The following is a 25,987-nucleotide window of genomic DNA, read 5'->3' on the forward strand; positions in this document are numbered from 1 at the left end:
AACCGGGCTCAGCCTTCGGAACGCAGCTCCGGCTCTTTCTGCAATCCGGTGAGCCCGTTCCAGGCGAGGTTCACCAAGTGGGCTGCAACCGCACGTTTGTCGGGTTGGCGGCTGTCGAGCCACCATTGGCCCGTCATGGCCACCATGCCTACGAGCATTTGCGCGTACATGGCGCCATCGGCTGCGCTGAAACCCCGGCGGGCAAATTCGTCCGAAAGCAGGTGCTCGACGCGCGCTGTCACATGCGAGAGCAGGGTTGAGAAGGCACCCTCGGGCTGGGAGGGTGGGGCATCCCGCATGAGGATCCTGAAGCCGTCCGTGCGGTCTTCGATGTAGCCAAGAAGGGCAAGCGCGGCACGCTCCACCAGGACGCGGGGCTTGGCGTCGGTGCTCAGTGCCTCGGTAATGGAGTCCAGGAGAATCCGGAATTCGGTCTCAACGACCTGCCGGTACAGCCCCTCCTTCGACCCGAAATGTTCGTATATGACCGGCTTGGACACACCGGCCGTTGCTGCGATTTCCTCGATGGTGGTGCCATCCAGTCCGCGGGCCGCGAAGAGTGCACGGCCGATGCCAATGAGCTGCAATTTCCGCTGCTGCCCAGTCATCCGAACGCGCACTACCGGGCCGTTGTGGGCAGCCTCCACAGGCTCGATGGCGGCTGCGGGCAGGGGGATTTCAGTGCGCTTGCTCACGTGACCATCATGCCTCAGGTGCCAGCCGGTGAGGGCCAAGGCGGTGTCCATTGGTGCGTCGGCGAAGTGGTGGCGGGCAGCCAAGTCGCGAACCACGCAAAGGTCATGGCAAACTAGATTCTTGTGTGTGCATCCCGGTGAGTCGGGAAGCCCCCGGGCCCTGCCGCCTGGAGGTGTGAATCATGCACGGTCCGCTCTGGTGTAATGGCAGCACCCCGGCCTTTGGAGCCGTGGAGTATAGGTTCGAATCCTATGGGCGGAACGGTCGGAAAATGCGCTCCTCTCTGTACCTGGAACGGCTCGAACGGTGCCTGGGTCCATTGTTGGATGGCAGCATTCCGAAGCCGGGTTACCCGGGACATACCGAGCAAGGAGAGCCAGTACGTGAGCCCCGAAACCACCGGTCCCGCAGCGGTCATTGTTCTGGCCGCCGGTGCCGGAACGCGCATGAAGTCGCGGACTCCTAAGATTCTCCACGAAATCGGCGGCCGCTCCATGGTGGGCCACGCCCTGTTGGCTGCCCGGGCCATCAACCCGCTGCAGCTGGCCCTTGTTGTCCGCCACGAGCGCGACCGTGTGGCCGAGCACGTTACCGCCCTGGACCCGGAAGCCCTGATCGTTGACCAGGACGACGTACCCGGTACGGGCCGCGCAGTGGAGGTAGCGCTCAACGCACTCGACGCCGCCGCCGAACTTTCCGGCACCGTTGTTGTCACCTACGGCGATGTTCCCCTGTTGACGGGTGAATTGCTCGGCGAGCTCGTCACCACCCATGAGGCTGAAGGCAACGCCGTTACGGTACTCACCGCAGTACTGGACGACGCCACCGGTTATGGCCGGATCCTTCGCGCCGAGGATGGCACCGTCACGGGCATCCGCGAACACAAAGACGCAAGCGATTCCGAGCGCAGCATCCGCGAGGTCAACTCCGGTATCTACGCTTTCGACGCTGCCGTGCTGAGGACCGCCCTCTCGAAGGTCACCACGGACAACGCCCAGGGCGAGATGTACCTGACCGATGTCCTCGGTTTGGCGCGCGACGCCGGCGGCCGGGTTGCCGCCGTCGTTACTGAAGACCGCTGGCAGGTTGAGGGTGCCAACGACCGCATCCAGTTGTCGGCGCTGGGCGCAGAGCACAACCGCCGCATCGTCGAGGCCTGGATGCGCGCGGGCGTGACCGTCGTGGATCCGAACACCACCTGGATCGACTCCACCGTCACCCTGGACGAAGACGTCCGTCTCCTGCCCAATACGCAACTGCACGGTTCCACCACAGTGGCGCGCGACGCCGTCGTGGGTCCGGACACCACCTTGACCGATGTCACCATCGGCGAAGGCGCGAAAGTGACCCGCACGCACGGCTCCGGTTCCACGATTGGTGCCAAGGCGAGCGTGGGACCGTTCACGTACCTGCGTCCAGGCACGGTGCTGGGGGAGACCGGCAAGATCGGTGCGTTCTACGAGACCAAGAACGTGACCATCGGCCGTGGTTCCAAGCTCTCGCACCTGGGCTACGCCGGCGACGCCGAGATCGGCGAGGACACCAACATCGGTTGCGGCAACATCACCGCAAACTACGACGGCGAGAAGAAGCACCGTACGGTAATCGGCTCTGGCGTCCGCACGGGTTCCAACACGGTGTTCGTAGCCCCCGTGACAGTAGGCGACGGTGCGTACAGCGGCGCCGGGGCAGTCATCCGCAAGGATGTTCCCGCAGGTGCACTCGCCGTGAGCCTGGCCGCGCAGCGGAACGCCGAAGACTGGGTTATCTCCAACCGCCCAGGAACTGCCTCCGCACAGCTGGCCCAGGCCGCGCAGGCCTCCACATCTTCACAATCCCCGGCAACCATAGAAGAGGGCAAATAGGCATGAGCGAAATTACCGCACACGGCGAGAAGAAACTGATTCTCGCCGCCGGAAGGGCGCATCCGGAGCTGGCGCAGGAAATCGCGAAGGAGCTGGAAACCGAGCTCCTGCCCATCGATGCCTACGACTTCGCCAATGGGGAAATCTACGTCCGTTCGGCCGAGAGCGTGCGAGGCACTGACGCCTTCGTCATCCAGGCCCACCCGGCGCCGTTGAACAACTGGCTCATGGAGCAGTTGATCATGATCGACTCCCTCAAGAGGGCCTCTGCCAAGAGGATCACGGTTGTTTCGCCGTTCTACCCGTACTCCCGCCAGGACAAGAAGGGCCGTGGCCGCGAGCCCATCTCCGCCCGCCTGGTTGCCGACCTCTACAAGACGGCCGGTGCGGACCGCATCATGTCCGTGGACCTGCACACCTCGCAGATCCAGGGCTTCTTCGACGGCCCCGTCGACCACCTGATGGCCATCCCGCTGCTGGCTGACTACATCCGCACCAAGGTTGAGGCTGACAACATCACCGTTGTTTCGCCCGACACCGGCCGTGTCCGGGTGGCAGAGCAGTGGGCCGAGCGCCTGGGCGGTGCCCCGCTGGCCTTCGTGCACAAGAGCCGCGACCTTACCGTGCCGAACCAGGCTGTTTCCAAGACCGTTGTTGGCCAGGTTGAGGGACGCACCTGCGTGCTCATCGACGACATGATCGACACCGGCGGAACCATCTCCGGCGCCGTCCAGGTGCTGAAGAATGCCGGCGCCAAGGACGTCATCATTGCCTGCACGCACGCAGTCTTCTCCGATCCCGCAGCCCAGCGGCTCGCTGACTCCGGCGCACGCGAGGTGGTTGTCACCAACACGCTGCCCATCCCGGCCGAGAAGCGCTTCCCGTCGCTGACCGTGTTGTCGATCGCGCCGTTGATTGCTCGCGCCATCCGTGAAGTGTTCGACGACGGTTCGGTCACCAGCCTGTTCGACGGCAAGGCCTGATACCAAAGCCCCATGAAACGGGCCACCTGCCGCCTCCGTGCGAGCAGGTGGCCCGTTTTCAGTATCCGGACGTTCCACTGGTAAACTCTTGGGGATACCTTGGCGAGGGAGAGCACATCCGGTTCGCATCAGTGTGAACCAGGGTTGCGGGTCTCCGTTATCGACTGGGTCTGCATCTCCTTCAACACAGGCAGAACGGCTGCTCCGCGGCCGGCTTCAGCTGGGCGTAGAAGGTCTCCAGACCTCCGCCCTTGCTGATAGACCAGTCCGGCTGAGCCGGACGCCACAGTAATCAAGGAGTACACATGTCTGAGCAGAAGCTCACCGCAGAACTGCGCACCGAATTCGGCAAGGGTTTCGCCCGCCGTGCACGCATGGCCGGCCAGATCCCGGCTGTCATCTACGGCCACGGAGCAGAGCCGATCCACATCAACCTGCCCGGCCGCGCCACCACGCTGGCAGTACGCGTTTCCAACGCCCTCCTCGCGATCGACGTCGACGGCGAGCAGCACCTGACGCTCGTCAAGGACATCCAGCGCGATCCCGTAAAGCAGATCATCGAGCACGTTGACCTCCAGACCGTGAAGGCCGGCGAGAAGGTTACCGTCGACATCGCCATCCACGTTTCCGGTGAAGTTGTTCCGGGTGCTGTCGCCAGCCTCGAAGCCACCACGGTTTCCCTCGAAGCTGAGGCAACCCACGTTCCCACCGCCGTCGAGGTCAGCATCGAAGGCCGTAAGGCCGGCGAGAACATCCACGCTTCGGACCTCGAACTGCCGAAGGGTTCCACCCTGCTCACCGAAGGTGACACCCTGGTGGTCCGCATCGCTGAGGAAGCTTCCGCAGCTGAGGACGAAGAGACCACGGAAGCAGCTGCTGAGTAGTCTTTGACTGCTTGAGGCTCCTGCCTTCAAATGGCCGGGTCCCCATTGGGGTCCCGGCCATTTGCCTTTGCCCTTGAACACGGACCGTGACGCTTTCCTAGGATGGGATCATGACTGACACCTGGCTGATTGTCGGCCTCGGCAACCCCGGCAGCGAGTACAGCAACAACCGGCACAATGTGGGCCAGATGGTGTTGGATGAGCTGGCCTCACGCATGGGCGGGAAGTTCAAGACCCATAAAGCGCGGGCCCAGGTGGTGGAGGGCCGGCTTGGCATTGGCGGACCGCGGGTGGTGTTGGCCAAGCCCATGACGTACATGAATGTCTCCGGCGGCCCGGTCGCCGGATTGTGCAACTTTTTCGACATCGCCCCGGACCACGTCATCGCTGTCCACGACGAGATCGACATCCCTTTTAACACAGTCAAGCTAAAAACGGGTGGCGGTGAAGGCGGACATAACGGCCTTCGGGACATCTCCAAAGCCCTCGGCACCAAGGACTACTACCGCGTTCGGGTGGGTGTCGGAAGGCCGCCGGGACGAATGGAAACCGCCGACTACGTACTGCGCGATTTCGGCACTGCGGAAAAGAAGGATCTCCCGTTCCTCCTGGACGAAGCAGCCGACGCCGTGGAGTTGCTCATGGACCAGGGGTTGATGGCGGCGCAGCAGAAACACCACCCCGCCAAAACTTGAGCAAATCTTGAGGAAAGCCTGATCAAAGCCTGACGGTCCCCAGGACCTTAAGGCCTACACACTGTCGGCGCCCGAAGGTAGTGTGCATGGTACGCAGAAAAGCGGTGGGGGACTGTCGCGGATGTGTAGCTAAGGATGCGGATGTCGGCGGAGTTGCTAAACAGGAGCGGTGGAGGCGCAGCGAGGGCTGCGGCTCCTGATCTTGTGGGCGGCGCGACGGATCGGCAAACGTGGTCGCTCCTGGCGCGAAGCCACGATGTGTCCAGGGCCGCAAAGGTCCTGGAGTCCCCGGAATCCTTCGGCGTGGTCCTGACCGGTGAGCGGGGGATCGGCAAATCCGGCGTCGCACGGGCGGTTGTCTCATCGCTGGGGCCCAAGGTCCACAGCCTGCAACTTCGCAATACCGTGGCTGGCGGCCAAACCCCCTACGGATGCCTGGGCTTCCTCCTGGCGCGTTTGCCTTCCGAAGCCGTCAGTTCGCCAACGGGCATCCTGCACGCCGTGACCAACCTGATCCGCACCGAAGCCGCAGGCCGGGACACAGTCTTCATCGTGGACAACGCCGGCGGCATGGATCCCATGAGCACAGGGGTCCTGTTGAACCTCATGGCCACCGGAACCGCCAAGGTGATCGCCACCGTGCAGCGCGCAAGCGAACTCCCGGCCGACTTCCACCGGCTGGTCCTTGAGGGCGAGTTGGCCGAAGTTCATTTGAACACGCTCAGCGAAGAACAGACCAAGCAGGTGCTCGGTTCCGTCCTTGGCCACTACGTCTCTTCCACCTTGGTAGGGTCGCTGCACTCTGCCGTGGGTGGTAACCCGATGCTGCTGCACGCCCTTCTGGAGGAGCAACGGCATACCGGCAACCTGGTCCTCAATGATTCCGTGTGGACGCTCCGCGACCGGATCAAGCTCGAAGGCGCAACGGTGGTGGAGGACTTCGTCCGTTCCAGGCTGGCGCGCGAACCGCAAGCCAGCAGGACCGTCGTCGAAATCCTGGCTTGCGCAAAGCGCGCAACACTCGTGGACCTGGCAGCACTCTTTGACACCGAAGTCCTGGTGGACATGGAAGAGCGTGGGCTGCTCACAGTCGAACGCGGGGAGGCACACTGGGTCTCGCTGCGGGACCCGTATGTGGGAGAGGTTGTCCGGGGGTGGCTCAACACCCGCCGGATGAGGGAGCTGCGGCTGATGCTCCACGGCCCCAAAGAGCCTGAGCTTCAGGGGCTGGCCCCCCAGGACCTGCTGAGCTACGCGGCCTGGATGCACGCCTCCGAGGACGAGCCCATGCCCTCTCCTTCCTTGGCCCTGGCCGCAGGCAGGGCGGCTTTGGACGACTACGACCCCAACTTCGCGATCCAGTGCACGCAGTCCCTTGACCCGAAGGACAGTGAGTGGGTTCCCGGACAGCGCCTGAAAGCTGCTGCCTACCTCATGCTGGACCTTCCCCTGCACGCAGCGCAGGCACTGGATGAAGTCTCAGAGCCGCATGTTGCTGCCCTGGACCCGCTGGAGTTCGCTGAATTCACGGCGTCCAAGTGCCAGGCCATGACGTGGATCGATGGCCGGTCGGCTCTGGTTCCCGGCGTCATCGCGGACGGGCAGCAAACGCTGGAAGCCATGGACGGCTCACACCCGGCAGGGACCATGGGCCGGGCACGCAACCGGCTCCAGCTTTGCAGCTACGAGTACAACACCTACATGGGTGAATATGCGGCCATGATCGATTCCCTGGAAGAGGAGCTGGCCAAGGACCCCGCCGAGGACCACGAGCACTGGCTGCGGTCGTCCCTGTTCCTGGTGGAGGCCCGCTGCATGCTGGGCAGGGAGCTTGACGCCCAGGAGCTTGCCCGGACCGTTTCGCGGCAGCTTGGCGACACGGACCGGCCCGCCCAGCTCGAGGAAGCCTTCGCCAGGCACGCGTTCCTGGTCCTGTTGCTCTCCGGACAGTGGCGGCAATGCATAGAGCTCATGCGCCGCACCCCCTCGCGATCTTCCCGCCTGCAGTACAGGGGTGCGCTCACTGAATTGGGGATCGGATTGGCCTACGCTTACGCCGGCAAGCCAGCCAGCGCGATCGAACCCCTGCGGTCCGCCGTTGCGCAATTGGAGCTGCGCCCGGCCATGAACATGAACAAGGTGGGTTATGCGGCCACCGCATTCGCCTACGCCCAACTGGGCAATTCGGTGGAGGCGGGCCGGTACCTGGACCTTTACCGCACCTGCCGTGGTGTTGGAACCTACTTTTCGGAGTCCGTGGCCGAGTTCTGCGCTGAGATGGCAGGGCGGTGGATGGGGGACCGGGACGTCAAGCAGCGGCTCCTGGCCCGGGTCCGCAACGACATGGAAAACCAGCGGTACACCACAGCCGGCATCTGCCTCTTCGGTGCAACAGTGGAAGGCACGGACGAGGAATACCGCCTCCTGGAGGACATTGCTACCCGCCGCCAAGGGCCGCTGGCCAGAATCTCAGCGGACCTGGCGCGCGGAGCGCTGAACAAGAGCTCGAAGTCGATGCTTGCCGCCGCAGACGCAGCCTCGGCGCTGGACCTGCTGGTTGTCGAAGCGCGCTGCGTGGCCATGGCCCTGGACTTTGCACGCGACGCCGGCGAGTCGACTGCTGCCCGGACAGCCCAGTTGAGGCTCGAACGGTTGGAGCACTCGGTTTCGGCGCTGCCCATCCAACCACGTAGCGACGCGCCGGTGTTGACGGAGCGGGAACGCCAAATTGCTAAACTCGCGGGAAAAGGTGTCAGCAATCGCGAAATCGCGATGGATATTGGGGTGTCTGTGCGAACTGTGGAAGGCCACCTGTACCAGGTGTTCACCAAGCTTGGTGTTTCGTCTCGAGGCGAGCTCAATGGGCTGCTGTGAGGTTGGACCAGGAAACCCCGTAAGGCCGGCACGGATTGCCCATGCAGGCTGAGCACCTTGTAGGCCGGGACTCAGAGCTTGCCCTGGCCACGGAGATATTACGCCAAGAGGGTGCGGGGGCGGTGCTCCTGGTCGCGGATCCCGGTATTGGCAAGACTGCCTTGGCAGCCGAAATCGCTGCCCGCCTCGCCGGGGAAATGGTGGTGATGCGGATTCACGGTAGTCCCGCACTGTCCGCTGTTCCCTATGGTGTCCTCGCTCCATACCTGCTGGACCTCCCGGTAGGGCAGGCCACGTCCCCGGTGGCGATCCTCCGCGAGTTCTGGTCGCAGTTCGAGAGGCGCCGTGGTGGGGAAGGTGCCCGCCTGCTGTTGATCGTCGATGACGCCCATGACCTCGATGAAGGCAGTACCCAGATCCTGGCCGAGCTGGTGACGGCAGGATGGGCCCGGCTGGTTGCTACCAGCAGGCCGCGTCCTGGCTTGCCGCCGGCGTTGCTCCAGCTTTGGTATGACGGACTGGCCGAGCGGTTGGAACTGCATCCCTTGGAGAAGGACAAGGTCACTGAACTCGCCGAGAAGACACTCGGTGGAACAGTCATGGCAAGCGTCGCTGAGGTGCTGCACACCCTCTCCGAGGGAAACCCCTTGCTGCTGCGTTGCTTGCTGGACGATTCCCGGGCCGACGGGAACCTGGTGCGCCGGAACGGTATCTGGTTCCTGACGCGCGCCCTCACCGGGAGCGGCGAAGGCTTGGCCGAGGTTGTGCGGAACAGGGTCCTGCGGACCAGCGAGGCTGAACGGGAGGCTATGTACGTCATTGCCCTGTCCGAACCCGTCCCTGCCTCGGTGTTGGATGCACAGGTTGGCAGGGACACTGTGAGGGCGTTGGTGGACAACCGCCTGGTGGTATCAACCAATGGGCCCGGCAGCCCGCTCAAAATGTGGCATCCCATGTACAGCGAGGCTCTTCGCCAGATCGTCTCGCCGGCCCGCAGCCTGCAGATCCGCCAGCGGATGGTGCAGCACCTGCCCTCGGAGCCGCCCACGGCTGAGGGCTTGCTCCGCATGGTGAGCTGGGCGCTGGACTGCGGCGCCGACGTCGAGGATGAACAGTTGCTTCAGGCTGCCTTCCTCGCAGCCAAACTGCTCCAAAAACCATTGGCCATGGCTGCAGCCCGCAAAGTCCGTTCGGACGCGCTGCAGCCGCGGGCACGAGCGGTGATGGCGATGGTCCACTACAACGACGGCGACTTCCGCAGCGCCGCGCGCTTGTTGGAAGTGGACTCCGGGTTCCTGGACGCCGACCCGTCGGGACCCCTGGGAGCCGGCCTGTTGTGGGCCGCAGCCAGGACGGCAGCCGGGGATTCTTCTGAGTCGATCGTGGCTGAGGCCCGGTCCGCTGCGGAGGCCCTGGTGAAGGGGCTGCCTGAGGCCATGATCGGGCATGTCGGCAGGCAGGCACGGGTGCTGGAGTTGGCCGCACTGGCCTATGACGGGCTGTATCAGGAACTCCGCGAAGGTTTGGAACACTTTGAGGTGGGCCTGGAATCGGATCAGCAGGATTTCGTCATGAACCGGATCTTCCTGCTGGCCATGCAGTGTGAATTACTGACTGCCGAAGGCCAGGCTGTACAGGCAATGGAGGCGGGTCGGGAGGCGTTGTCGCTCCTGGACGGGCGTGCGGAGGACCTCCTCTACTTCCGCGACTTCGTGGTGGTCCGCTATGTGTTCGCGGCCCTGGAGTCCGGCGACTGGGATGCGGCCAACTCTGCGCTTGACCTTTACGCCGCAAGCTCGGCCATGGGTCTCATTGTTTTTGGCGGGGGCATCCAGGCCCTCAAGGGGTTGTCGTTGCTTCGGCAGGGCCGGTTGGAGCAGGCTACTGAGCTTCTGACCCCGGCGGTGGAGGCCCTCAGGGTTTCTGATCCTCAACGCCTGGGTGGATTGGGCGTCGCCCTGGCGATGTATGCCGCGGCCAGGTCCAGTGATACCGCCCTCGCCCAGCGTGTGGCAGGGGAGCAGGACACCAACGGGTCGGGAGGCGCATATGTGGACGCACTGGCCGAGACCTTCAGGCTGGCCGGCAAGGAACTCGTTGAGGAGGGCTCCGGCCTGCCGGCACTGAAGGAGCTCCCCGGGTCCAAGCCAGTACACGGCCTGCCAGGGGTCTTGCTCCAGAACCTGGTCCTCAGGGCGGAACTCGGGGACGTGCAGGCCATGGAGTCCATAAGGGAAACGGCGTCATCGATGGCGGGGGCTTGGGCGGCCGGCTGGCATTCTTTGGCCGCAGCCGACCTGGACGGTACAGGCCAAGGGTTCGTTAACGCGGGAAACCTGTTGGCCGCTGGCGGAATGCCGGGCCCCGCAGCTGTTGCTTTCGACAAGGCTGCGGCAACGTTCGATGCCGAGGGCAAACGCCCCGAGGCCAGGCAAGCGGCGGTCCTGCGGGACGCCAGCGAGGCAAACCTCGGTGACGCACTGGTCCACGATCCACATGCCGACGCTGACCGGTCGGTCCCGCTGACGCGACGCGAGCAGGACATCGTTGCGTTGGCCGTCTCCGGACTGACTGACCGGCAGATCGCCGAGAAGCTGATGGTTTCGGTGCGTACCGTTGAAGGGCACCTGTACCGGAGCTACGCCAAGTTGGGTATCCGCCGGCGCGAAGACCTGGGTGCTGCCGTCCGTCCCTGAGCGGACCCGACCGAGTACCCGCATGCAGGATCCCGCGCTACTTACGCCGGGATCCTGCCGCATTTAACCATTCACTGGAGTAATACGCGGATGTCCCGCGCCCAAACCAAGTAGTGCCCACCCAAGGGACTGAGTACAACACAGTATCGGGGTCCTAAAAGCCCCCAACTATTCGAGTACCAACTACTGATGTACGGGATTTCCGGTCCCGGCAGTATTGATCTTGGAAGAACGGTTCAGCCCCAAGCATCACCGGGATTCCGAAAGTCGCATCATCCGCATCGGTGGTCTCTAGAGCCGATGCTCCGGCCACCGCAAGGTGGTTCGGCCCTGGACGAAGCCGGCGGCGACAGAGTCTTCTGAGACCGAGACTCTCCCCCCAGCCGTCGCCGGCTTCTAGGCCAGGGACCCGCGAATCGCGGAAACCCCAAACTTCCCGGACCATGGGACTGCTTCTAGTGGAGTGTGCATGCTGCCGGATCCTTGGCTGGACGAAGAGACCGTCACAGCCGGACTGCGGCCATCGCCTTTCCCGGACCGCACACAGTTGTTGGACATCATTCTTTCCTCAGTACCCTCGCCATCCACCAACGGGATAGTAGTTGCAGGCGACAGGGGATCGGGAAAGACCCACTTGCTGCTCTCCGTCAAGGCAGGACTACCCGAGACCATGGATGTCCGTACATTTGCGGGCAAGCCTGAATTGAAGACCATCCGGTATGGCGCGTTGGGGGTCTTCGAAGCTGACGGCGGGGACTCCGTTCCGCCGGGCCTGCACGTCCTCAGGGCCCTCACCAGTTCGCTGGGACCAGCCGAGCACCTGTACACCCCTCCTCCCGGACGACGCCGGAACAAGAAGCAGGCACGGCCACCGCTGGTCCTGTTGGTGGACGACATCCACTACATCGACCCGGCGTCGTTGGCGGTCTTGTTGCAGCTCATTCCGGGCTTCGGGGCCACCTTGGTTGCAACCGCCGACAGCCGCCGTCCGCTGCCCCAGGATCTCTACCAGCTCTGGGAGGACGGCTTCCTGGAGCAGTACTTCCTTCCCCCCTTCACATTCAGCGAAGCGCACGCCCTGTGCGAGGCGGTACTCGGCGGGCAGGTCCAGCGACGGGCCAGCAGCCTGCTGTCAGCCATGAGTGGTTTCAATGCGGGGCTGCTCTGCCTGGCGATTGATGACGCCCGAAGCGCCCGACTACTGGTGCAGCGGGAGGGCTTCTGGACCATCAACGTCCGCGCACACTGCGAGTGGCCTCGGGTTGTTGACCATGTCCGCACGGAAAATGCTGCGAGGACTTCCGAAGAACGGCAGGCGCTGGAACTCATTGCGCTCGCCGAACCGGTGGGACTGGACGTCGTGGAGCGGCACTTTGGGCAACGGGCCGTGGAGCACCTCCTCGCCATGCAGTACATCAGGATGCTGGCCGGCAGCCCCCCTCTGCTCCGCACAAGTTCGTGGCTGCGCGGTGAGGCGACCCGACTGTCGGTTCCCCGGTCCCGGAGCCTGGCGTTGCGCCTGGGAATCGAGGAGCCGGCGCTCACCAGGGAATCCGCACCCACCCTGCTGCGGTGGATGACGTGGACGCTGGACTGTGGACTGACCCTTTCGGATGAACTTCTCCTGGCGGCGGCGCCTGCTGCTGACAAGCCGTCGACGGCGGAACTTGCCATGCGGGCTGCGGCGGCTGTGACGGGACCCGGCCACCGCGACGAAGCGAGGCTCCTGAGGGCCAGGGCGCTGCTCGCCGAGGGCCAGCTTCGCGAGGCCGCTCCCGAACTTCGTGAACTGGCTGAAGGCGGGGAGTCGGCGGCCGTGCAGTCCGACGCCACGCACCACCTCATGGCACTGGACCTCCTGGGGGCCGTTCCGGTCCACGGGCCGGCGGCCGTGGACGCCGCGGAACCGTGGTCCCTGATCACCGGCAACGTCCGGGACGCCGAACGGCTCTTGCTCGCCGGAGCCGCGCCGGAGGCACTTGAACGGTCCGTAGCTGCGATGGCGGCACTCGACGCGGACCCGGCCTTGGCGATGTTCCGGCCCGCGGTTCTGCTCCGCCACGTGATGTGCCTGCGCTACAACCTGGCGTGGGACAACATCGACGCACTCCTGAAATGCCCCACCCCCTACGCCCTGCCGGCAAATCTGGCCCTGTGCATGGACGTGGCCCGTGGATACGCGCAGCTGGGCCAGGGCCTTGCCCGTGCAGCGCGAAGCACCTTGAGGCCAGTGCTGGCAGAATTGTCCGACGCCGGCCTGCCCCCGGTACTCTCGCTGGCCGCCGCGTTGCTGGCCTACTCGGAGGCCCTGTGCGGCAATCCGGAGGCGGCCTTGGAACGGGCCGCGCAAAGCGGGGCCGCGCTTACCGGGCACGACCCCGAGGAGTTGCTGCCCCGGCTCAGCGCACTCTACGTCGCTGCGGCCCGGGATTGCGTCTCCGGGCGGGATCACGCCTCCGGCCAGTCAGCGCACTTGCTCCAACTCGCAGGAGAGAGCCACCGCGAGGGGGCCTTTTTGATCGAAGCCGAGGCGTTCTCCCTCATGACGCTGGACCCAAACAGTACCGCCGTCGACGATCTGGTAATCCAGCGGCAGCTGGCCGAGGCAGTCGCAGCCCTCCATGGGGCGGCGGGTGCCTCGTTGGGGACGTTTGCCACAGCGTTGCTGGGTGACGAGCCCAAGTTGCTTGAGGCAGCGGGCCGCAGCCTATCGGCCGATCGCCTGTTTGCGCACGCCGCCATGAGCTATTCGCGGGCCGCGCGCGGCTACGAGGCAAAGACCCGAAGTGCGGCCAGCCGCCGCGCCACGATGCTGGTCAACAGGTTGCTCATTGCTTTTGACAGCGGTGTTGTTCCGCCGCTGGGGTGGGTACCGGGGAGGGCCGGCAGCTGACGTGCTGTAAGGCACACCTGCTGCACCGCACGCCGGAGGTCTCCGTGGGATAATGGGGAGTCCCTGAAGGATTTCCAAGGAGCGTCCCTTGACTGCCGTATCAACCCCCGCCTCACTTCTACGGTCCGTGCCTGCCATGGACAATGCGGAGGTGTTGCGGATCCGGAACGACTTCCCGGTGCTGGATCAGTTGGTCAACGGCAAGCCCTTGATCTACCTCGATTCCGGGGCCACGTCGCAGAACCCGCTCAGCGTGATCGAGGCCGAGCAGGAATACTACGAGCAACGCAATGCCGCCGTTCATCGTGGGGCGCACCACCTGGCTGTCGAAGCCACGGAAGTGTTCGAGGATGCCCGGCAGACTGTCGCGGACTTCATCGGCGCCAACTATGAAGAAACAGTGTGGACGTCCAACGCCACCGAAGGCCTCAACCTGGTCAGCTACGCCCTCTCCAATGCCGCGTTGTGGGCAGCCCAGGGGCGTGGTGGTTCTGCCCTGAAGGAACTCGCCGTTGGCCCTGGGGACGAGATCGTGGTCACCGAGATGGAGCACCACGCCAACCTGATCCCGTGGCAGGAACTCGCCTTCCGGACGGGCGCCACGCTCAAATACATCCCCATCACCGACGACGGCGCGCTCCGCCTGGATGTTGCGGCGGAAATCGTGGGGGAGCGGACCAAGGTGCTGGCGTTCTCGCATGCCTCCAACGTCCTGGGCACCATCAATCCTGTGGCGGAGCTCGTGGCCCTGGCTCGTCGCGTCGGTGCTTTGGCAGTGCTCGATGCCTGCCAGTCAGTGCCGCACATGGCGGTCGACGTCAAGGCCCTGGACGTCGACTTCGCTGTGTTCTCCGGTCACAAGATGCTGGCACCGACGGGCGTCGGCGTCCTGTACGGCAAGCAGGAACTCCTGGATGTCCTGCCACCGTTCCTGACCGGGGGTTCCATGATCACCACGGTCACCATGGAACGGGCCGAGTACCTGCCCGCCCCGCAGCGGTTCGAAGCCGGAACCCAACGCATCTCGCAGGCCGTAGCCCTGGCAACGGCCGTGAACTATCTCTCCGAAACCGGCATCGACCGCATCCACGCCTGGGAATCGACCCTGGGCCAACGGCTGGTCAAGGGGCTCAAGAGCATCGACGGCATCCGCGTTGTGGGCCCTGCTTCCGGCGCTGAGCGCATCGGGCTGGCCGCCTTCGACGTCGCCGGCGTGCATGCCCACGACGTCGGCCAGTTCCTTGATGATCGCGGAATCGCGGTTCGCGTCGGCCATCACTGCGCGCAGCCCCTCCACCGCCGCCTGGGTTTGACGGCCACCACCCGCGCAAGCACTTACCTCTACAACACCACGGACGACGTCGATGCTTTCCTTGACGCCGTTTCCGGGGTCCGGGCCTACTTCCAGGCCTGAATACCGGGTTTCCCCCCAGATACTTAGTTAGGCATCAGCGCATCATGAGTCTTGACCAGTTGTACCAACAGATCATCCTGGACCACTCCAAGCAACGGCACGGCATCGGGCTCGCGGAAACTCCAGCTCCGGCCGGCGCCACCACCGGACAGTCGCATCAGCTGAACCCGGTCTGCGGGGACGAGGTCACGTTGCGGCTCGCTGTGTCGGACGGAACCGTTCAGCAGATCAGGTGGGACGGCGCGGGTTGCTCCATCTCCATGGCCTCTGCTTCGGTGCTCAGCGATATGGGTGAGGGCATGTCGGTAGACGAGCTGCACTCGGTGATCGAGAATTTCCGGGAGGTCCTCCGTTCGCGCGGAAAAGTCCAGGCCGACCCCGAGATCCTGGGCGATGCCGCCGCGTTTGAAGGCGTCGCACGCTACGCGGCCCGCGTCAAGTGCGCCATGATCTCCTGGGTCGCGGCCGAGGACGCCCTCAACCAGGCCACCACCACCTAGCCATCCGCCGCAGCGGCCCCGCACTCAGGTGCGGGCGAAGACGTCAGGCACGCCGTCGCCGTCGTCGTCCCGTTCTTCGTCCAACTGGATCTGGCGGTACCGCCGGTTGCGGGCCTTAAGGACGACGGCGGCCAGCAGCGCCGAGATCAGGGAACCTGCCAGGATGGCCACCTTGGCGTGGTCGTTGTGCGCGGATCCGGCACCGAAACTCAGCTCGCCGATCAGGAGCGAGACGGTAAACCCGATCCCGGCGAGCAGAGCGAGCCCGAAGAGGTCGATCCACGCAATGCCCGAGTCCAGGCTTGCGCGCGTGGTCTTGGTGACCAGGAACGTGGTTCCGAAGACGCCCACGGCCTTGCCCACCACCAGGGCTGCCACGATGCCCAGGGCAACCGGGTCCTTAAGCGCCGCACCCATCCCGTCGAGTCCGCCCAGGGCTACGCCAGCGGAGAAGAACGCAAAGACAGGCACCGCGAATCCTGCGGAGAAGGGCCTGAGCTTGTGTTCGATGTGCTCGGCCAAGCCTTCGGCGGGTTCACCCTTCTTTCCGCTGGCAAGGACGGGAACGGCGAAGCCCAGCAGGACTCCGGCAACAGTGGCATGGATACCGGAGGCGTGGACGAAGCCCCAGGTGGCGAGAGCCAGAGGGAGCAGGAGGTACCAATTGCGGATCCGCTTCTGGACGAGGAACGCGAACAGGCCAAGGGGCACCAGTGCCGCCACCAGCATGAGCGGCTGAAGTCCTGTTGAGTAGAAGAACGCGATGATGCCGATGGCGATGAGGTCGTCCACCACGGCCAGTGTCAGCAGGAATGTGCGTAGCGCCGCGGGGAGGTGCGTGTTGATCACAGCAAGGACGGCCAAGGCGAACGCAATGTCAGTGGCTGTGGGAATCGCCCAGCCCTGGAGGGTTTCCGGGCTGCTGAGGTTGAAGAGGACATAGATCAGGGCCGGGACCAACACGCCACCGACAGCTGCTGCCACCGGGACCACTGCCCGGGCCGGTTTGCGGAGTTCACCGGCAACGAATTCGCGCTTCAGCTCAAGGCCGGCGAGGAAGAAGAACACGGCCAGCAGTCCATCCGAGGCCCAGTGGCCGAGGCTGAGTTCAAGGTGCCAGGGTTCGAAGCCGATCTTAAAGTCGCGGAGGGCGAAGTAACCGTCCGCTGCGGGGGAGTTCGCCCAGATGAGCGCAACCACTGTGGCTGCCAGGAGCAGGGCGCCGCCGACGGTTTCGGTGCGGAGGATGGAAAGGATGCGCCGGTACTCAGGGTAACTGGACCGGGCAAAGACTTTGCTGGGCTGCCGGGGGGCTGCGGGGGGTTTCTGGGCCACGAAGGGCTCCTTAACTCGCGGGAATCAGTCGGTCAAAGGGGAGCACAATGACTCCGCCGACCAGACTTCCCGGCACACCAATATCCATCTTACCCAACTAGGGGACAGCAAATGCTCCACTGAGGACTCAATGGAGCATGTGCTGTCCCCTAGTTGGGTGGGGGAGGCGTTAGGCGACCAGGCCTGCGACGCCAATGGCCGCGGTGGCGAGGCCAAGCACCATGGAGATGGTGACCAGCACGACGTGGACCGTGAGGAACTTGGTGGCCTTGCCGGCAGCGTCCCGGGCGCGGGGGTCCTTCATGACGCGCTTCAGGAACTGCGGCCAGACAGCCAAGGACCAGACGCCGGCAACGATCAAGACAACGGCCAGGATCGCCGGAATCTCCACGCTAGTGGCTTTCGAGCCAGGCCTGGGCCTGCTGCGACTGGATGTTCAGGGCCTTGCCCACCATGGGCTCCGCTGCGTCGGCGATCTTTCCACCCAGGAACGGCACCGAAGAGGACACGGTGCCATCGAGTTCGATACGCGTGCTGGTGCCGTCGGCCACCAGGCGCTGGACGGCGGTCACGTCAAGGGGAGCACCGGAGATCTTCAGCGCGATGTTGCTGGAGCGTGAGCCGTCAGCAGCAGGAGCTTCCCACTGTTCCTTCTGGGTGACCGTCAGGGTTTCGCCAACGAACTTGCGGGCAATGTCCGGCAGGCGGGTGGTGGGCAGGGTGCGGACCGTGGTGGTGTTGAACGCACCTGCGGGGTCGCCTTCGATGGTGAACGATTCCAGGGAGCCGCCAACCAGTTCACTGGTGTGGCGCAGGAAATCCTCGTCGATGAATACGGCCGCTACGCGGTCGACACTGTGCGGCAGGGTGGTGGATGCACTCAGGGCCATGGGTCCTCCGTGGATGGTGTTGGTGAAGCTTCTTAGCTCCCAAACATCCTACGGGGTCTGGGTGGACACCCCTGAACCCTGCTCCTGCCCGGCGTCCTGGAGCGTTGTTGCGGCCGCCGAAATGTTGCGGGCCATGGACGGGAAGATGAACCCGTGGAACGGGTATACACCCAGCCAGTACAGCCGGCCCGCCAAACCGCGGGGGAAGAAGATGGCGCGCTGCTTGTAGAGACTGCCGTCGCCGTCGGGTTCCACGCCCAACTCCAGCCAGGCGCCGCCCGGAGCTCGCATTTCAGCCCGCAGGCGGAGCAAATGCCCGCGGTCGATGGCTTCGACGCGCCACCAATCCACCACCTCGCCTGTGTTCAGTGTTTTCGGGTGCCGTCGGCCACGTAGCAGCCCGGCCCCGCCCTGCAGCTTGTCCAGCCAACCGCGGACGCGCCACGCCAAGGGCAGCGAGTACCAGCCGTTCTTGCCGCCGATGCCCTCAATGATGGTCCATACGTGTTCCGGTTTGGCTTCGCTGTGGAACGTCCGCTCGTCCAGGAATACTTTGTAACCGGCCCAGTTGGGGTCGCTCGGCAACGGGTCCGCGTCGATACCCGCATTGGCCCAGGTGGTCTCCACCTGCCCGTCCCTTTCCTTCCCCAGCGCCAAAGCGACGGCACGCCGGTAAGGCGTCAGTCCGCCGTCGGGCTGCGGAATGTAATGGTCGACGTCGTGCTCCCGGGACACTGCGTCATGCTGCAGCGACTGCACCAACGGCAGGGACATGGACAGCGGAATGGGGGTTACCAGCGCAACCCACAGCCCGGCAAGCTTGGGTGCTGGAACAGGGAGCGCGATGACCAGACGGCGGGGGAGCCCGCGTTCCACGGCGTACTCGTTCATCATCTCCTTGTACTTCAGGACATCGCGCGAACCGATGTCGAAGGAACGGTTCAGGTGCTCCGGGAGGGCGGCGGCCGCTACCAGGTAATGCAGGACATCCCGGACCGCTATGGCTTCGATGCGGTTGTTGACCCAGCTTGGTGCGGGCATGACAGGCAGGGTGTCGGCGAGGTGCCGGATCATTTCAAAGGAGGCGGACCCCGAACCGATCACCACACCGGCCTGGAACACGATCGCATTGACCGGGGATTCGAGGAACACCTTGCCCACGGTCTCCCGCGAACGCATGTGGGTTGAAAGTTCCGTGCTCTCCGGGTGCAGGCCGCCCAAGTACACGATCCTGTCCACGCCAGCCTCCGCGGCTGCTCCTGCGACGAGCCGCGCCATGGCTTCTTCCTTGGCTTCGAAATCGCTGCCCGAGGCCATGGAATGCACCAGGTAATACAGGACGTCGACGCCGCTCAAAGCCTCGGTGAGTCCCTCGGCGTCGGACAGGCTGTTCTCGATGATTTCGACGTCGTCATGCCAAGGCACGTCCGCGATCTTTTGCGGCGTACGGACCAGGACTTTGACCCGGTGGCCCGCTTGGAGGAGCCGGGGGACAAGGCGGCCGCCAATGTAGCCGGTAGCACCGGTCACCAGGACCGTCCTGGTGTTCTCCGGAGTGTTCGAATGGGTGGATTCGGAAGGCTGCAAAGGAACTCCTGGGGCTGGGGGTAGGAGGTAGGCTGGAATGACCCGGCGTTCATGTGAATTTCCGGGCATTTGTGTTGCCTGCCCTTGGACCCACCCTAGGAGTTTCTGCCATGAGCCTCAACGGTCTGCGCCGCGCACTGGCGGAGGACAAGACTTTTGCGCGCGTGCGAACGGAGGCGCAGCGGGACTTTTCCGAGCGCAACAGCGACTACCAGATCAGCGCGCCTACCGGCATGCGTGCGGTCCTCCTCGCCGAAATGGCCGATGCCCTGGCCCAGACTGCTGCCGATGGCGCCGGCGCTCCGGTGGTACTCGCCGTCACCGCGACGGGCCGCGAAGCCGAAGACCTCACCGCAGCGCTCGGTTCCTACCTTCCCGTCGAAACGGTGGCCACCTTCCCCAGCTGGGAGACCCTCCCGCACGAGCGGCTTTCGCCGCGATCGGACACCGTGGGCCGGCGCCTCTCGGTCCTGCGCCGCCTGACCCACCCCGAAACCTCGACGGCGGCCCCGTTGCGTGTAGTGGTTGCCCCGGTCCGCGCCGTGGTCCAGCCCATCGTGGCCGGCCTGGGTGACCTGGTGCCCGTGACGCTGCAGGTGGGGCAGGATCGCTCCTTCACCGAGGTGGTCCGGGCACTTTCCGATGCCGCCTATGCCCGGGTGGATATGGTGACGCACCGGGGCGAGTTCGCCGTCCGCGGCGGCATCATTGACGTTTTCCCGCCCACAGAGGACCACCCCATCCGGGTGGAGTTCTTCGGCGACGAAGTAGACCAGATGCGGTGGTTCGCCGTGGCCGACCAGCGCTCGCTGTCCGCGCCTGGCATCCACCACCCAACGGAACTCCATGCCCCGCCGTGCCGGGAGATCCTCATTACGCCCTCGGTGATGTCCAGGGCCGCCAAGCTCAAAGCGGACATGCCCGCCGCGGCCGACATGCTGGAGAAGATCGCCGGTGGCATCGCGGTGGAGGGTATGGAATCCCTGGCTCCCGTGCTGGTGGACGCCATGGTCCCGTTTGTGGACCAGCTACCGGCAGGTTCCCTGTCGGTAGTCATCGAACCGGAGAAGGTGCGCACCCGCGCGCACGACCTCGCGGCTACCAACGAAGAGTTCCTGGAAGCTGCTTGGTCAACGGCGTCCGACGGCGGTGCGGCCCCCCTTGACCTGTCCTCCCAGGCCTCCACCGACCTGCACGCTGCCAGTTTCCGGTCCCTGACCGACACCCGCTCGGCGGCCCTTGCACATGGCGTGTCCTGGTGGTCCATCACCTCGCTGGCGTCGGACGAGGACCTGGTCCTGGATATTGACGTACTCAACATGCGTGCCCGCGAACCACGCGGGTACCAGGGTGACGTGGCCGAAATGCTGGAGTTCATCGGCTCACGTGTCCGCGAGCAGTGGCGTGTTGTGGTGGTCACCGATGGCCCCGGCCCCGCCCAGCGCCTCGCCGAGCTGTTCCACGACGCCGAAATTCCCTGCTCCCGCGTGGACTCCCTGGACAAGGAACCCCAGCCGGGCATCATCGAGGTGACCACGGCCGCCGTCGGACGTGGCTTTGTCCTTGACGGCCTGAAACTGGGCTTGCTGACCGAAGCCGACCTGCTGGGGCGCGCCACCGCGGGTTCCACCAAGGACATGCGGCGCATGCCCTCCAAGCGACGGAACGCAGTGGACCCGCTGCAGCTTCATGCGGGCGATTTCGTGGTGCACGAGCAGCACGGCATTGGCCGGTTCGTGGAGCTGATCCAGCGCAAGGTGGTTGGCACGTCTTCCTCCGACGCCGGGCTTCGCGAGTATTTGGTGCTCGAGTACGCACCGTCCAAGCGCGGCGCCCCGGGCGACCGGCTCTTCGTTCCCACCGACCAGCTGGACCAGGTGACCCGCTACGTCGGCGGCGATGCGCCGGCACTGAGCAAGATGGGCGGTGCTGACTGGGCGAGCACCAAATCCAAGGCCCGCAAGGCCGTCAAGGAAATCGCCGGCGAGCTGATCCGGTTGTACTCTGCCCGCATGGCATCACGCGGGCATGCCTTTGCCCCGGACACTCCATGGCAACGCGAACTCGAAGAAGCTTTCCCGTACGTCGAAACGCCGGACCAGCTGACTACCATCAACGAGGTCAAGGCCGACATGGAACGGGAGATCCCCATGGACCGGCTGGTTTCCGGCGACGTGGGCTACGGCAAGACCGAGATCGCCGTCCGTGCTGCATTCAAAGCGGTGCAGGACGGCAAGCAGGTTGCCGTTCTGGTGCCCACCACGCTCCTGGCCCAGCAGCACTACGAAACGTTCACTGAACGCTTCTCGGGTTTCCCGTTGCGCGTGAAGCCGCTGTCCCGTTTCCAGAGCACCAAGGAAGCCAAGGAAACGGCGGAGGGGGTCAAGAGCGGTGCCGTGGACGTGGTGATCGGCACCCACCGTCTCCTGTCCAAGGACTTCGAGTTCAAGGACCTGGGCCTGGTGATCGTGGACGAAGAACAGCGTTTCGGGGTGGAGCACAAGGAAGCGCTCAAGAAAATGCGCACCAACGTGGATGTCCTTGCCATGAGTGCCACCCCCATCCCACGAACCCTGGAAATGTCGCTGACAGGCATCCGGGAAACCTCCACCCTTGCCACCCCGCCCGAAGAGCGGCACCCGGTGCTGACATATGTTGGTCCGTACACCAACAAGCAGACCTCCGCCGCCATCCGCCGTGAACTCATGCGCGAAGGACAGGTGTTCTTCGTCCACAACCGGGTGTCCTCGATCGAGCGGATCGCTGCCCAGATCCGCGAGCTGGTACCGGAAGCCCGCGTGGAAGTGGCGCACGGCCAAATGTCCGAAAGCCGCCTCGAGAAGATCATCGTGGACTTCTGGGAGAAACGGTTCGACGTACTGGTCTGCACCACCATCATCGAGACCGGCCTGGACATCTCCAACGCGAACACCCTGATTGTTGATGGCGCGGACAAGTACGGCCTCTCGCAGCTGCACCAGCTGCGTGGCCGTGTTGGCCGTGGCCGCGAACGTGCCTACGCCTATTTCCTCTACCCTTCGGAGAAGCCGCTGGGCGAGGTTGCCTTGGAGCGCCTGAAAGCCGTGGCGGCGCACAACGAGCTCGGTGCGGGCATGCAGTTGGCCATGAAGGACCTCGAAATCCGCGGGGCCGGCAACCTGCTCGGCGGCGAGCAATCAGGCCACATCCAAGGGGTGGGCTTCGACCTCTACATCCGCCTGGTGGGCGAGGCTGTGGCCGAGTACCGCGGCGAGGCCGAAGAGAAGGCCGCCGAGATGAAGATCGAGCTGCCGGTCAACGCCCACCTGCCGCACGACTACGTGCCCGGCGAAAGGCTGCGCCTGGAGGCCTACCGCAAGCTGGCTTCGGCCATCACTTACGAAGCCATCGATGAGGTCCTGGCTGAGCTCGTTGACCGGTACGGCGAGCCTCCGTTGCCTGTCCAAAACCTCATTGCCGTGGCCCGCTTCCGCGTCGGCGCCCGCGAAGCCGGGCTGTCCGACGTCGCGCTCCAGGGAAACTTCATCCGCTTCTCGCCGGCGCAACTGCCTGAGTCCAAGACGATGCGCCTGAACCGGATGTACCCAGGTTCGCAGGTCAAGCCTGCACTGGACGCCGTGCTCATTCCGAAGCCGAAGACGGCCAGGATCGGCGGGCGGGACCTCCAGGACGCCGACATCCTGCAATGGGCCAATACAGTCATCGAAGCGATCTTCACCGACGTGCCCGTTAAGGCAGGCTAACCGGATGATGGGAGGACACCACGCCGCGTCAGGAGCCGCGGCGTGGATAGCTATTGCCTCGACCGGCCCTTACGCCCTGGGCTGGTACCCGCTCGATTCCACAGGAATCCTCATTGGAGCCATGGCGACGGCGGGAACTGCGCTTGTGTGCGACTGGGACCACCGGCACAGCACCATCGCGAATTCGCTGCCACCGCTGTCCAATGTGATCGCGGTGGGGATCGAAAAGGCCAGCGGCGGGCACCGGCAGGGGACCCATTCGCTGCTTGGTGCTTCGGCGTTCGTGGTCCTCGCGGCGATGGCGGCGCAGTTCCAGATGGTGACACCCGTGGGAAAACTCTCGATCGGCGCCGGGTTGCTGTGCATGTTCATGATTAACCTCGCGGCGAAGGCCTTGAACCTGTTTCCCAAATCCGGCTGGATAACCAACTGGCTTTTCGCTGTGGCGATGGCGGGCTTGGTGACCTGGTTTGCGCCGGACCAGTGGGGATGGTTGCCGCTCTCCATGCTCACCGGCGTCGTGATCCACATTGTGGGCGACATGATCACCGTGGGAGGCGTACCGCTCTTGTGGCCGATAGTGATCAAGCCTCCCAAATTCCTGCGGAGATCCCTGGTCAGCGGAATTTGGCGGGCCAACGGCGCGTTTTCGATTCCCCTGCTGGGCCGGGCCGGTTCGCGGAGGGAATGGCTTGTGCTGATTCCGGTGAGCGGCTATGCCATGGTGGGGATGGGCGTAGCGGCCTGGACCCTGGCTCAAGAGCACTGGCCCGGCATGCTCGCGGCGTTTGGAGGCGTCCTGCCGATGCCCTGAGAGGACAAACCTTTTCTGCGAGGCGATGCGCGGCCAGGGCCGCCAGGGCCGCCAGACAAGAATGGCCCGGGCAGATGCCCGGGCCATTCTTGGGAAGTAGGGGGTTTAGCTTTCGCCAGCGGAATCCGAGCGGCCCAGGATGGTCTGCGGGATCCAGAAGGCGAGGGCGAAAAGGCCCAGGCAGACAGCCATCGGCCACGGGTTTTCGAGGCTGAGGAAGGACAGCGAGTAGATAGCGCCCAGGAAGAGCACAATCATCACCAGGAACAGGACAATGCTCTGGCCCAGGTTGTTCTCACGCTCGATGGGGGCGCTGGTTGCGTTCTTGGACATTCGTTCCTCCTCGGCCCCGCAGGGCTCAAAATCTCTGGCGGTCGGGAAGCCTCAGTAGGCTGATGAACCTTGTTCACCCTTGACGATTGCAATTCCGGAACTCGCTCCGATACGTGTTGCACCAGCTGCAATCATAGCCTGTGCATCGGCCAGCGACCGCACTCCGCCAGAGGCTTTGACGCCCAGCTCCGGTCCGACTGTCTTGCGCATCAGGGCGACGTCTTCGGCAGTGGCTCCGCCACCGTTGAACCCGGTGGAGGTCTTGACGAAGTCCGCGCCAGCTTCGACGGCGGCCTCGCAGGCGATGACCTTCTGCTCGTCGTCCAGCATGGAGGTCTCGATGATGACCTTGAGGATTGCTTCACCGGCGTGCACGGTTTCCGCGACTGTCCGGATGTCGTCCACCAGGGCGCCCTTGTCTGCAGCGCGCGCAGCAGCCATGTTGATCACCATGTCGATTTCGTCGGCCCCATCAAGAACGGCGCCGCGGGCCTCGAATGCCTTGACGTCGCTCGGCGTGGCGCCCATCGGGAAGCCGACCACGGAGCATGTCAGGACGCCTGAGCCCTTGAGGGCTTTGGCGACGGTCTTGACCCAAAGGGGATTCACGCACACCGATTTGAACTTGTATTCGACGGCTTCGGCGCACACTTTGAGGATGTCCGCCTCGCTGGCCTCGGGCTTCAACAGGGTGTGGTCGATGTAGGAGGCGATGTGTGCCGGGGTGGCGGCTTCGTTGCTCATGGGATCCTTCCGTGCAGGGCGTGGCCGGCCCGGTGGCCGCAGGGTTGTCACTGCCCGTCAAAGGACCATCTTGCCACAAGAGCTAGGCCGCCAACGGGGCCAACTGATCGCTGGTCACCACTCCGAGCAACATGCCGGATGCGCACAGCATCGCGGAGGATTCGGCGGAAAGGAGAAGCCCCAAGCGGAGGCCGTCGCAGGACGCTGCATCGCCAATTGCCCAGATGCCCGGGACGGAGGTGGCGAGGTCGCGGCCCACCGCGATGCCGCCGTCGGACCCAATCAGGAGCCCGGCGCTCTCGGCGAGGTCGTTGCGGGCCGTACGCTCCTCGGCCAGGACCACAAGGTCTCCGTTCATGCTGCTGCCGTCCTCGAACACGATGCCGGTTGCGGGCAAGGGGGAACCGGCGATGGAACGCACGACGGCGGCCGGGCGGAGGGTGGTGCGGACGGGACGGACTCCACGGGCCCGGAGCACAGCCTCTGCCTGGCCGGCAGCAGGACCGTTGCCCACGAGGATTCCAAGCGGGCGGCGCCCAACGATCCGGGCGACATCGTGGACGGCTTCGCCGATGTTGGCGGCGTCATCGATGGTGGAGTAGCTGAGGCTGGCTTCGGAGCCGGCGACGGGTGGGAGGGCCGGGGCGGATCCGGTCGCAATGACCAACTGGTCGTAGGAGAAGTCCATGCCGTCCACCGTGGTCACAACTTTGGCGTCCGGGTCGATGAAGCTGGCGGCCTGCCCGAACCGCACGGAGACCTGGGGAAGTTCTGCCAGTTCGAGGAGCGCGTCCGGGCAGTCGTCGCGGTTGCTGAGCACGGTGATGGTGCCGCCGAAGGGACGCTGCTGCCTGGTATCGGCCGTGCCTGCCAGCCGCCGCACCAAAGCCTGGGCTGCTGGGCCTGCGCCTGCGATGACGATGTGGAGGGATGCTGCGGACGGGGTGGCGGACATGTTTGGCCCTTTCGCTGATGACCTGCTTGGTGCTGTTGATCATCAGCGTAGGCGTCCGGTTTTTCGCGGGTGTTTCCCCGCTGTTG

Annotated in this window: 19 protein-coding genes and 1 tRNA gene; 12 read left to right on the forward strand and 8 right to left on the reverse strand. The window is 64.7% G+C overall.

Annotated elements, in window-relative coordinates:
* Positions 1-8: 8 nt before the first annotated feature.
* Positions 9-608: a TetR/AcrR family transcriptional regulator gene (locus J2Y68_RS05975; RefSeq protein WP_309991648.1), complete on the reverse strand. Its 600-nt coding sequence runs from the start codon at positions 606-608 to the stop codon at positions 9-11.
* A gap of 277 nt (positions 609-885) precedes the next feature.
* On the opposite strand from J2Y68_RS05975, the gene J2Y68_RS05980 reads away from it, so the two are divergent.
* From J2Y68_RS05980 to sufU, 10 genes are all read left to right on the forward strand, one after another.
* A tRNA-Gln gene (locus J2Y68_RS05980) sits at positions 886-957 on the forward strand.
* A gap of 122 nt (positions 958-1,079) precedes the next feature.
* Positions 1,080-2,561, forward strand: coding sequence for a bifunctional UDP-N-acetylglucosamine diphosphorylase/glucosamine-1-phosphate N-acetyltransferase GlmU (gene glmU, locus J2Y68_RS05985; protein ID WP_309990986.1), 1,482 nt, complete (start codon positions 1,080-1,082; stop codon positions 2,559-2,561).
* 2 nt (positions 2,562-2,563) lie between these two features.
* Positions 2,564-3,544, forward strand: coding sequence for a ribose-phosphate diphosphokinase (locus J2Y68_RS05990; RefSeq protein ID WP_011774071.1), 981 nt, complete (start codon positions 2,564-2,566; stop codon positions 3,542-3,544).
* 305 nt (positions 3,545-3,849) lie between these two features.
* Entirely contained in the window at positions 3,850-4,428 is a 579-nt protein-coding gene (locus tag J2Y68_RS05995) for a 50S ribosomal protein L25/general stress protein Ctc (RefSeq protein WP_309990989.1), read from the forward strand.
* Between the two features lie 110 nt (positions 4,429-4,538).
* Complete coding sequence (pth, locus tag J2Y68_RS06000) at positions 4,539-5,123, forward strand: aminoacyl-tRNA hydrolase (RefSeq protein WP_309990991.1); 585 nt, start codon at positions 4,539-4,541, stop codon at positions 5,121-5,123.
* A gap of 141 nt (positions 5,124-5,264) precedes the next feature.
* Complete coding sequence (locus J2Y68_RS06005) at positions 5,265-7,997, forward strand: helix-turn-helix transcriptional regulator (RefSeq protein ID WP_309990994.1); 2,733 nt, start codon at positions 5,265-5,267, stop codon at positions 7,995-7,997.
* A 41-nt stretch (positions 7,998-8,038) separates the two neighbouring features.
* The gene (locus tag J2Y68_RS06010; protein ID WP_309990996.1) at positions 8,039-10,693 is read left to right on the forward strand and encodes a helix-turn-helix transcriptional regulator; all 2,655 of its coding nucleotides are present in this window, start codon (positions 8,039-8,041) and stop codon (positions 10,691-10,693) included.
* 469 nt (positions 10,694-11,162) lie between these two features.
* Complete coding sequence (locus J2Y68_RS06015; protein WP_309990999.1) at positions 11,163-13,586, forward strand: ATP-binding protein; 2,424 nt, start codon at positions 11,163-11,165, stop codon at positions 13,584-13,586.
* Positions 13,587-13,674: 88 nt separating this feature from the next.
* Positions 13,675-15,000, forward strand: a complete 1,326-nt coding sequence (locus J2Y68_RS06020; protein ID WP_309991000.1) for a cysteine desulfurase — start codon at positions 13,675-13,677, stop codon at positions 14,998-15,000.
* Positions 15,001-15,044: 44 nt separating this feature from the next.
* Positions 15,045-15,500, forward strand: coding sequence for a Fe-S cluster assembly sulfur transfer protein SufU (gene sufU / locus J2Y68_RS06025; RefSeq protein WP_309991002.1), 456 nt, complete (start codon positions 15,045-15,047; stop codon positions 15,498-15,500).
* Positions 15,501-15,524: 24 nt separating this feature from the next.
* Here the strand turns inward: sufU and nhaA are convergent, their stop codons facing one another.
* From nhaA to J2Y68_RS06045, 4 genes are all read right to left on the reverse strand, one after another.
* Positions 15,525-16,835, reverse strand: coding sequence for a Na+/H+ antiporter NhaA (nhaA, locus tag J2Y68_RS06030; RefSeq protein ID WP_309991003.1), 1,311 nt, complete (start codon positions 16,833-16,835; stop codon positions 15,525-15,527).
* 169 nt (positions 16,836-17,004) lie between these two features.
* Complete coding sequence (locus J2Y68_RS06035) at positions 17,005-17,226, reverse strand: SCO4848 family membrane protein (RefSeq protein ID WP_211713203.1); 222 nt, start codon at positions 17,224-17,226, stop codon at positions 17,005-17,007.
* Between the two features lies 1 nt (position 17,227).
* Complete coding sequence (locus tag J2Y68_RS06040) at positions 17,228-17,725, reverse strand: DUF2505 domain-containing protein (RefSeq protein WP_211713204.1); 498 nt, start codon at positions 17,723-17,725, stop codon at positions 17,228-17,230.
* A 48-nt stretch (positions 17,726-17,773) separates the two neighbouring features.
* Positions 17,774-19,381 carry an SDR family oxidoreductase gene (locus tag J2Y68_RS06045; protein ID WP_309991007.1) on the reverse strand — a complete coding sequence of 536 codons (1,608 nt, stop codon included), beginning with the start codon at positions 19,379-19,381 and terminating at the stop codon, positions 17,774-17,776.
* A 41-nt stretch (positions 19,382-19,422) separates the two neighbouring features.
* On the opposite strand from J2Y68_RS06045, the gene mfd reads away from it, so the two are divergent.
* Together mfd and J2Y68_RS06055 are read left to right on the forward strand one after the other, a co-directional pair.
* Positions 19,423-23,055, forward strand: coding sequence for a transcription-repair coupling factor (gene mfd, locus J2Y68_RS06050; RefSeq protein ID WP_309991010.1), 3,633 nt, complete (start codon positions 19,423-19,425; stop codon positions 23,053-23,055).
* 4 nt (positions 23,056-23,059) lie between these two features.
* Positions 23,060-23,869, forward strand: a complete 810-nt coding sequence (locus J2Y68_RS06055; protein ID WP_309991013.1) for a metal-dependent hydrolase — start codon at positions 23,060-23,062, stop codon at positions 23,867-23,869.
* 105 nt (positions 23,870-23,974) lie between these two features.
* Here J2Y68_RS06055 and J2Y68_RS06060 read toward each other — a convergent pair whose 3' ends face one another.
* The 3 genes from J2Y68_RS06060 to J2Y68_RS06070 all read right to left on the reverse strand — a co-directional run bounded on the left by J2Y68_RS06060 (position 23,975) and on the right by J2Y68_RS06070 (position 25,901).
* Positions 23,975-24,202, reverse strand: coding sequence for a hypothetical protein (locus tag J2Y68_RS06060; protein ID WP_211713208.1), 228 nt, complete (start codon positions 24,200-24,202; stop codon positions 23,975-23,977).
* A gap of 51 nt (positions 24,203-24,253) precedes the next feature.
* Positions 24,254-24,946 (reverse strand): deoxyribose-phosphate aldolase, encoded by a 693-nt coding sequence (gene deoC, locus J2Y68_RS06065; protein ID WP_309991016.1) that lies wholly within the window; start codon positions 24,944-24,946, stop codon positions 24,254-24,256.
* An 82-nt stretch (positions 24,947-25,028) separates the two neighbouring features.
* On the reverse strand, positions 25,029-25,901 hold the full coding sequence (locus tag J2Y68_RS06070) for an FAD-dependent oxidoreductase (RefSeq protein ID WP_309991019.1): 873 nt from the start codon (positions 25,899-25,901) through the stop codon (positions 25,029-25,031).
* Positions 25,902-25,987 lie beyond the last annotated feature (86 nt).

The sequence above is a fragment of the Paenarthrobacter nitroguajacolicus genome, from assembly GCF_031455195.1.
Taxonomy (GTDB): domain Bacteria; phylum Actinomycetota; class Actinomycetes; order Actinomycetales; family Micrococcaceae; genus Arthrobacter; species Arthrobacter nitroguajacolicus_D.

Bases quoted from the DNA above. Each gene is read 5' to 3' on its own strand.
- J2Y68_RS05975 (WP_309991648.1), bottom strand. From the start codon at position 608: ATGACTGGGCAGCAGCGGAAATTGCAGCTCATTGGCATCGGCCGTGCA.
- J2Y68_RS05990 (WP_011774071.1), top strand. From the start codon at position 2,564: ATGAGCGAAATTACCGCACACGGCGAGAAGAAACTGATTCTCGCCGCC.
- J2Y68_RS05995 (WP_309990989.1), top strand. From the start codon at position 3,850: ATGTCTGAGCAGAAGCTCACCGCAGAACTGCGCACCGAATTCGGCAAG.
- pth (WP_309990991.1), top strand. From the start codon at position 4,539: ATGACTGACACCTGGCTGATTGTCGGCCTCGGCAACCCCGGCAGCGAG.
- J2Y68_RS06005 (WP_309990994.1), top strand. From the start codon at position 5,265: ATGTCGGCGGAGTTGCTAAACAGGAGCGGTGGAGGCGCAGCGAGGGCT.
- J2Y68_RS06010 (WP_309990996.1), top strand. From the start codon at position 8,039: ATGCAGGCTGAGCACCTTGTAGGCCGGGACTCAGAGCTTGCCCTGGCC.
- J2Y68_RS06015 (WP_309990999.1), top strand. From the start codon at position 11,163: ATGCTGCCGGATCCTTGGCTGGACGAAGAGACCGTCACAGCCGGACTG.
- sufU (WP_309991002.1), top strand. From the start codon at position 15,045: ATGAGTCTTGACCAGTTGTACCAACAGATCATCCTGGACCACTCCAAG.
- J2Y68_RS06040 (WP_211713204.1), bottom strand. From the start codon at position 17,725: ATGGCCCTGAGTGCATCCACCACCCTGCCGCACAGTGTCGACCGCGTA.
- J2Y68_RS06045 (WP_309991007.1), bottom strand. From the start codon at position 19,381: ATGCCCGGAAATTCACATGAACGCCGGGTCATTCCAGCCTACCTCCTA.
- mfd (WP_309991010.1), top strand. From the start codon at position 19,423: ATGAGCCTCAACGGTCTGCGCCGCGCACTGGCGGAGGACAAGACTTTT.
- J2Y68_RS06055 (WP_309991013.1), top strand. From the start codon at position 23,060: ATGATGGGAGGACACCACGCCGCGTCAGGAGCCGCGGCGTGGATAGCT.
- J2Y68_RS06060 (WP_211713208.1), bottom strand. From the start codon at position 24,202: ATGTCCAAGAACGCAACCAGCGCCCCCATCGAGCGTGAGAACAACCTG.
- deoC (WP_309991016.1), bottom strand. From the start codon at position 24,946: ATGAGCAACGAAGCCGCCACCCCGGCACACATCGCCTCCTACATCGAC.
- J2Y68_RS06070 (WP_309991019.1), bottom strand. From the start codon at position 25,901: ATGTCCGCCACCCCGTCCGCAGCATCCCTCCACATCGTCATCGCAGGC.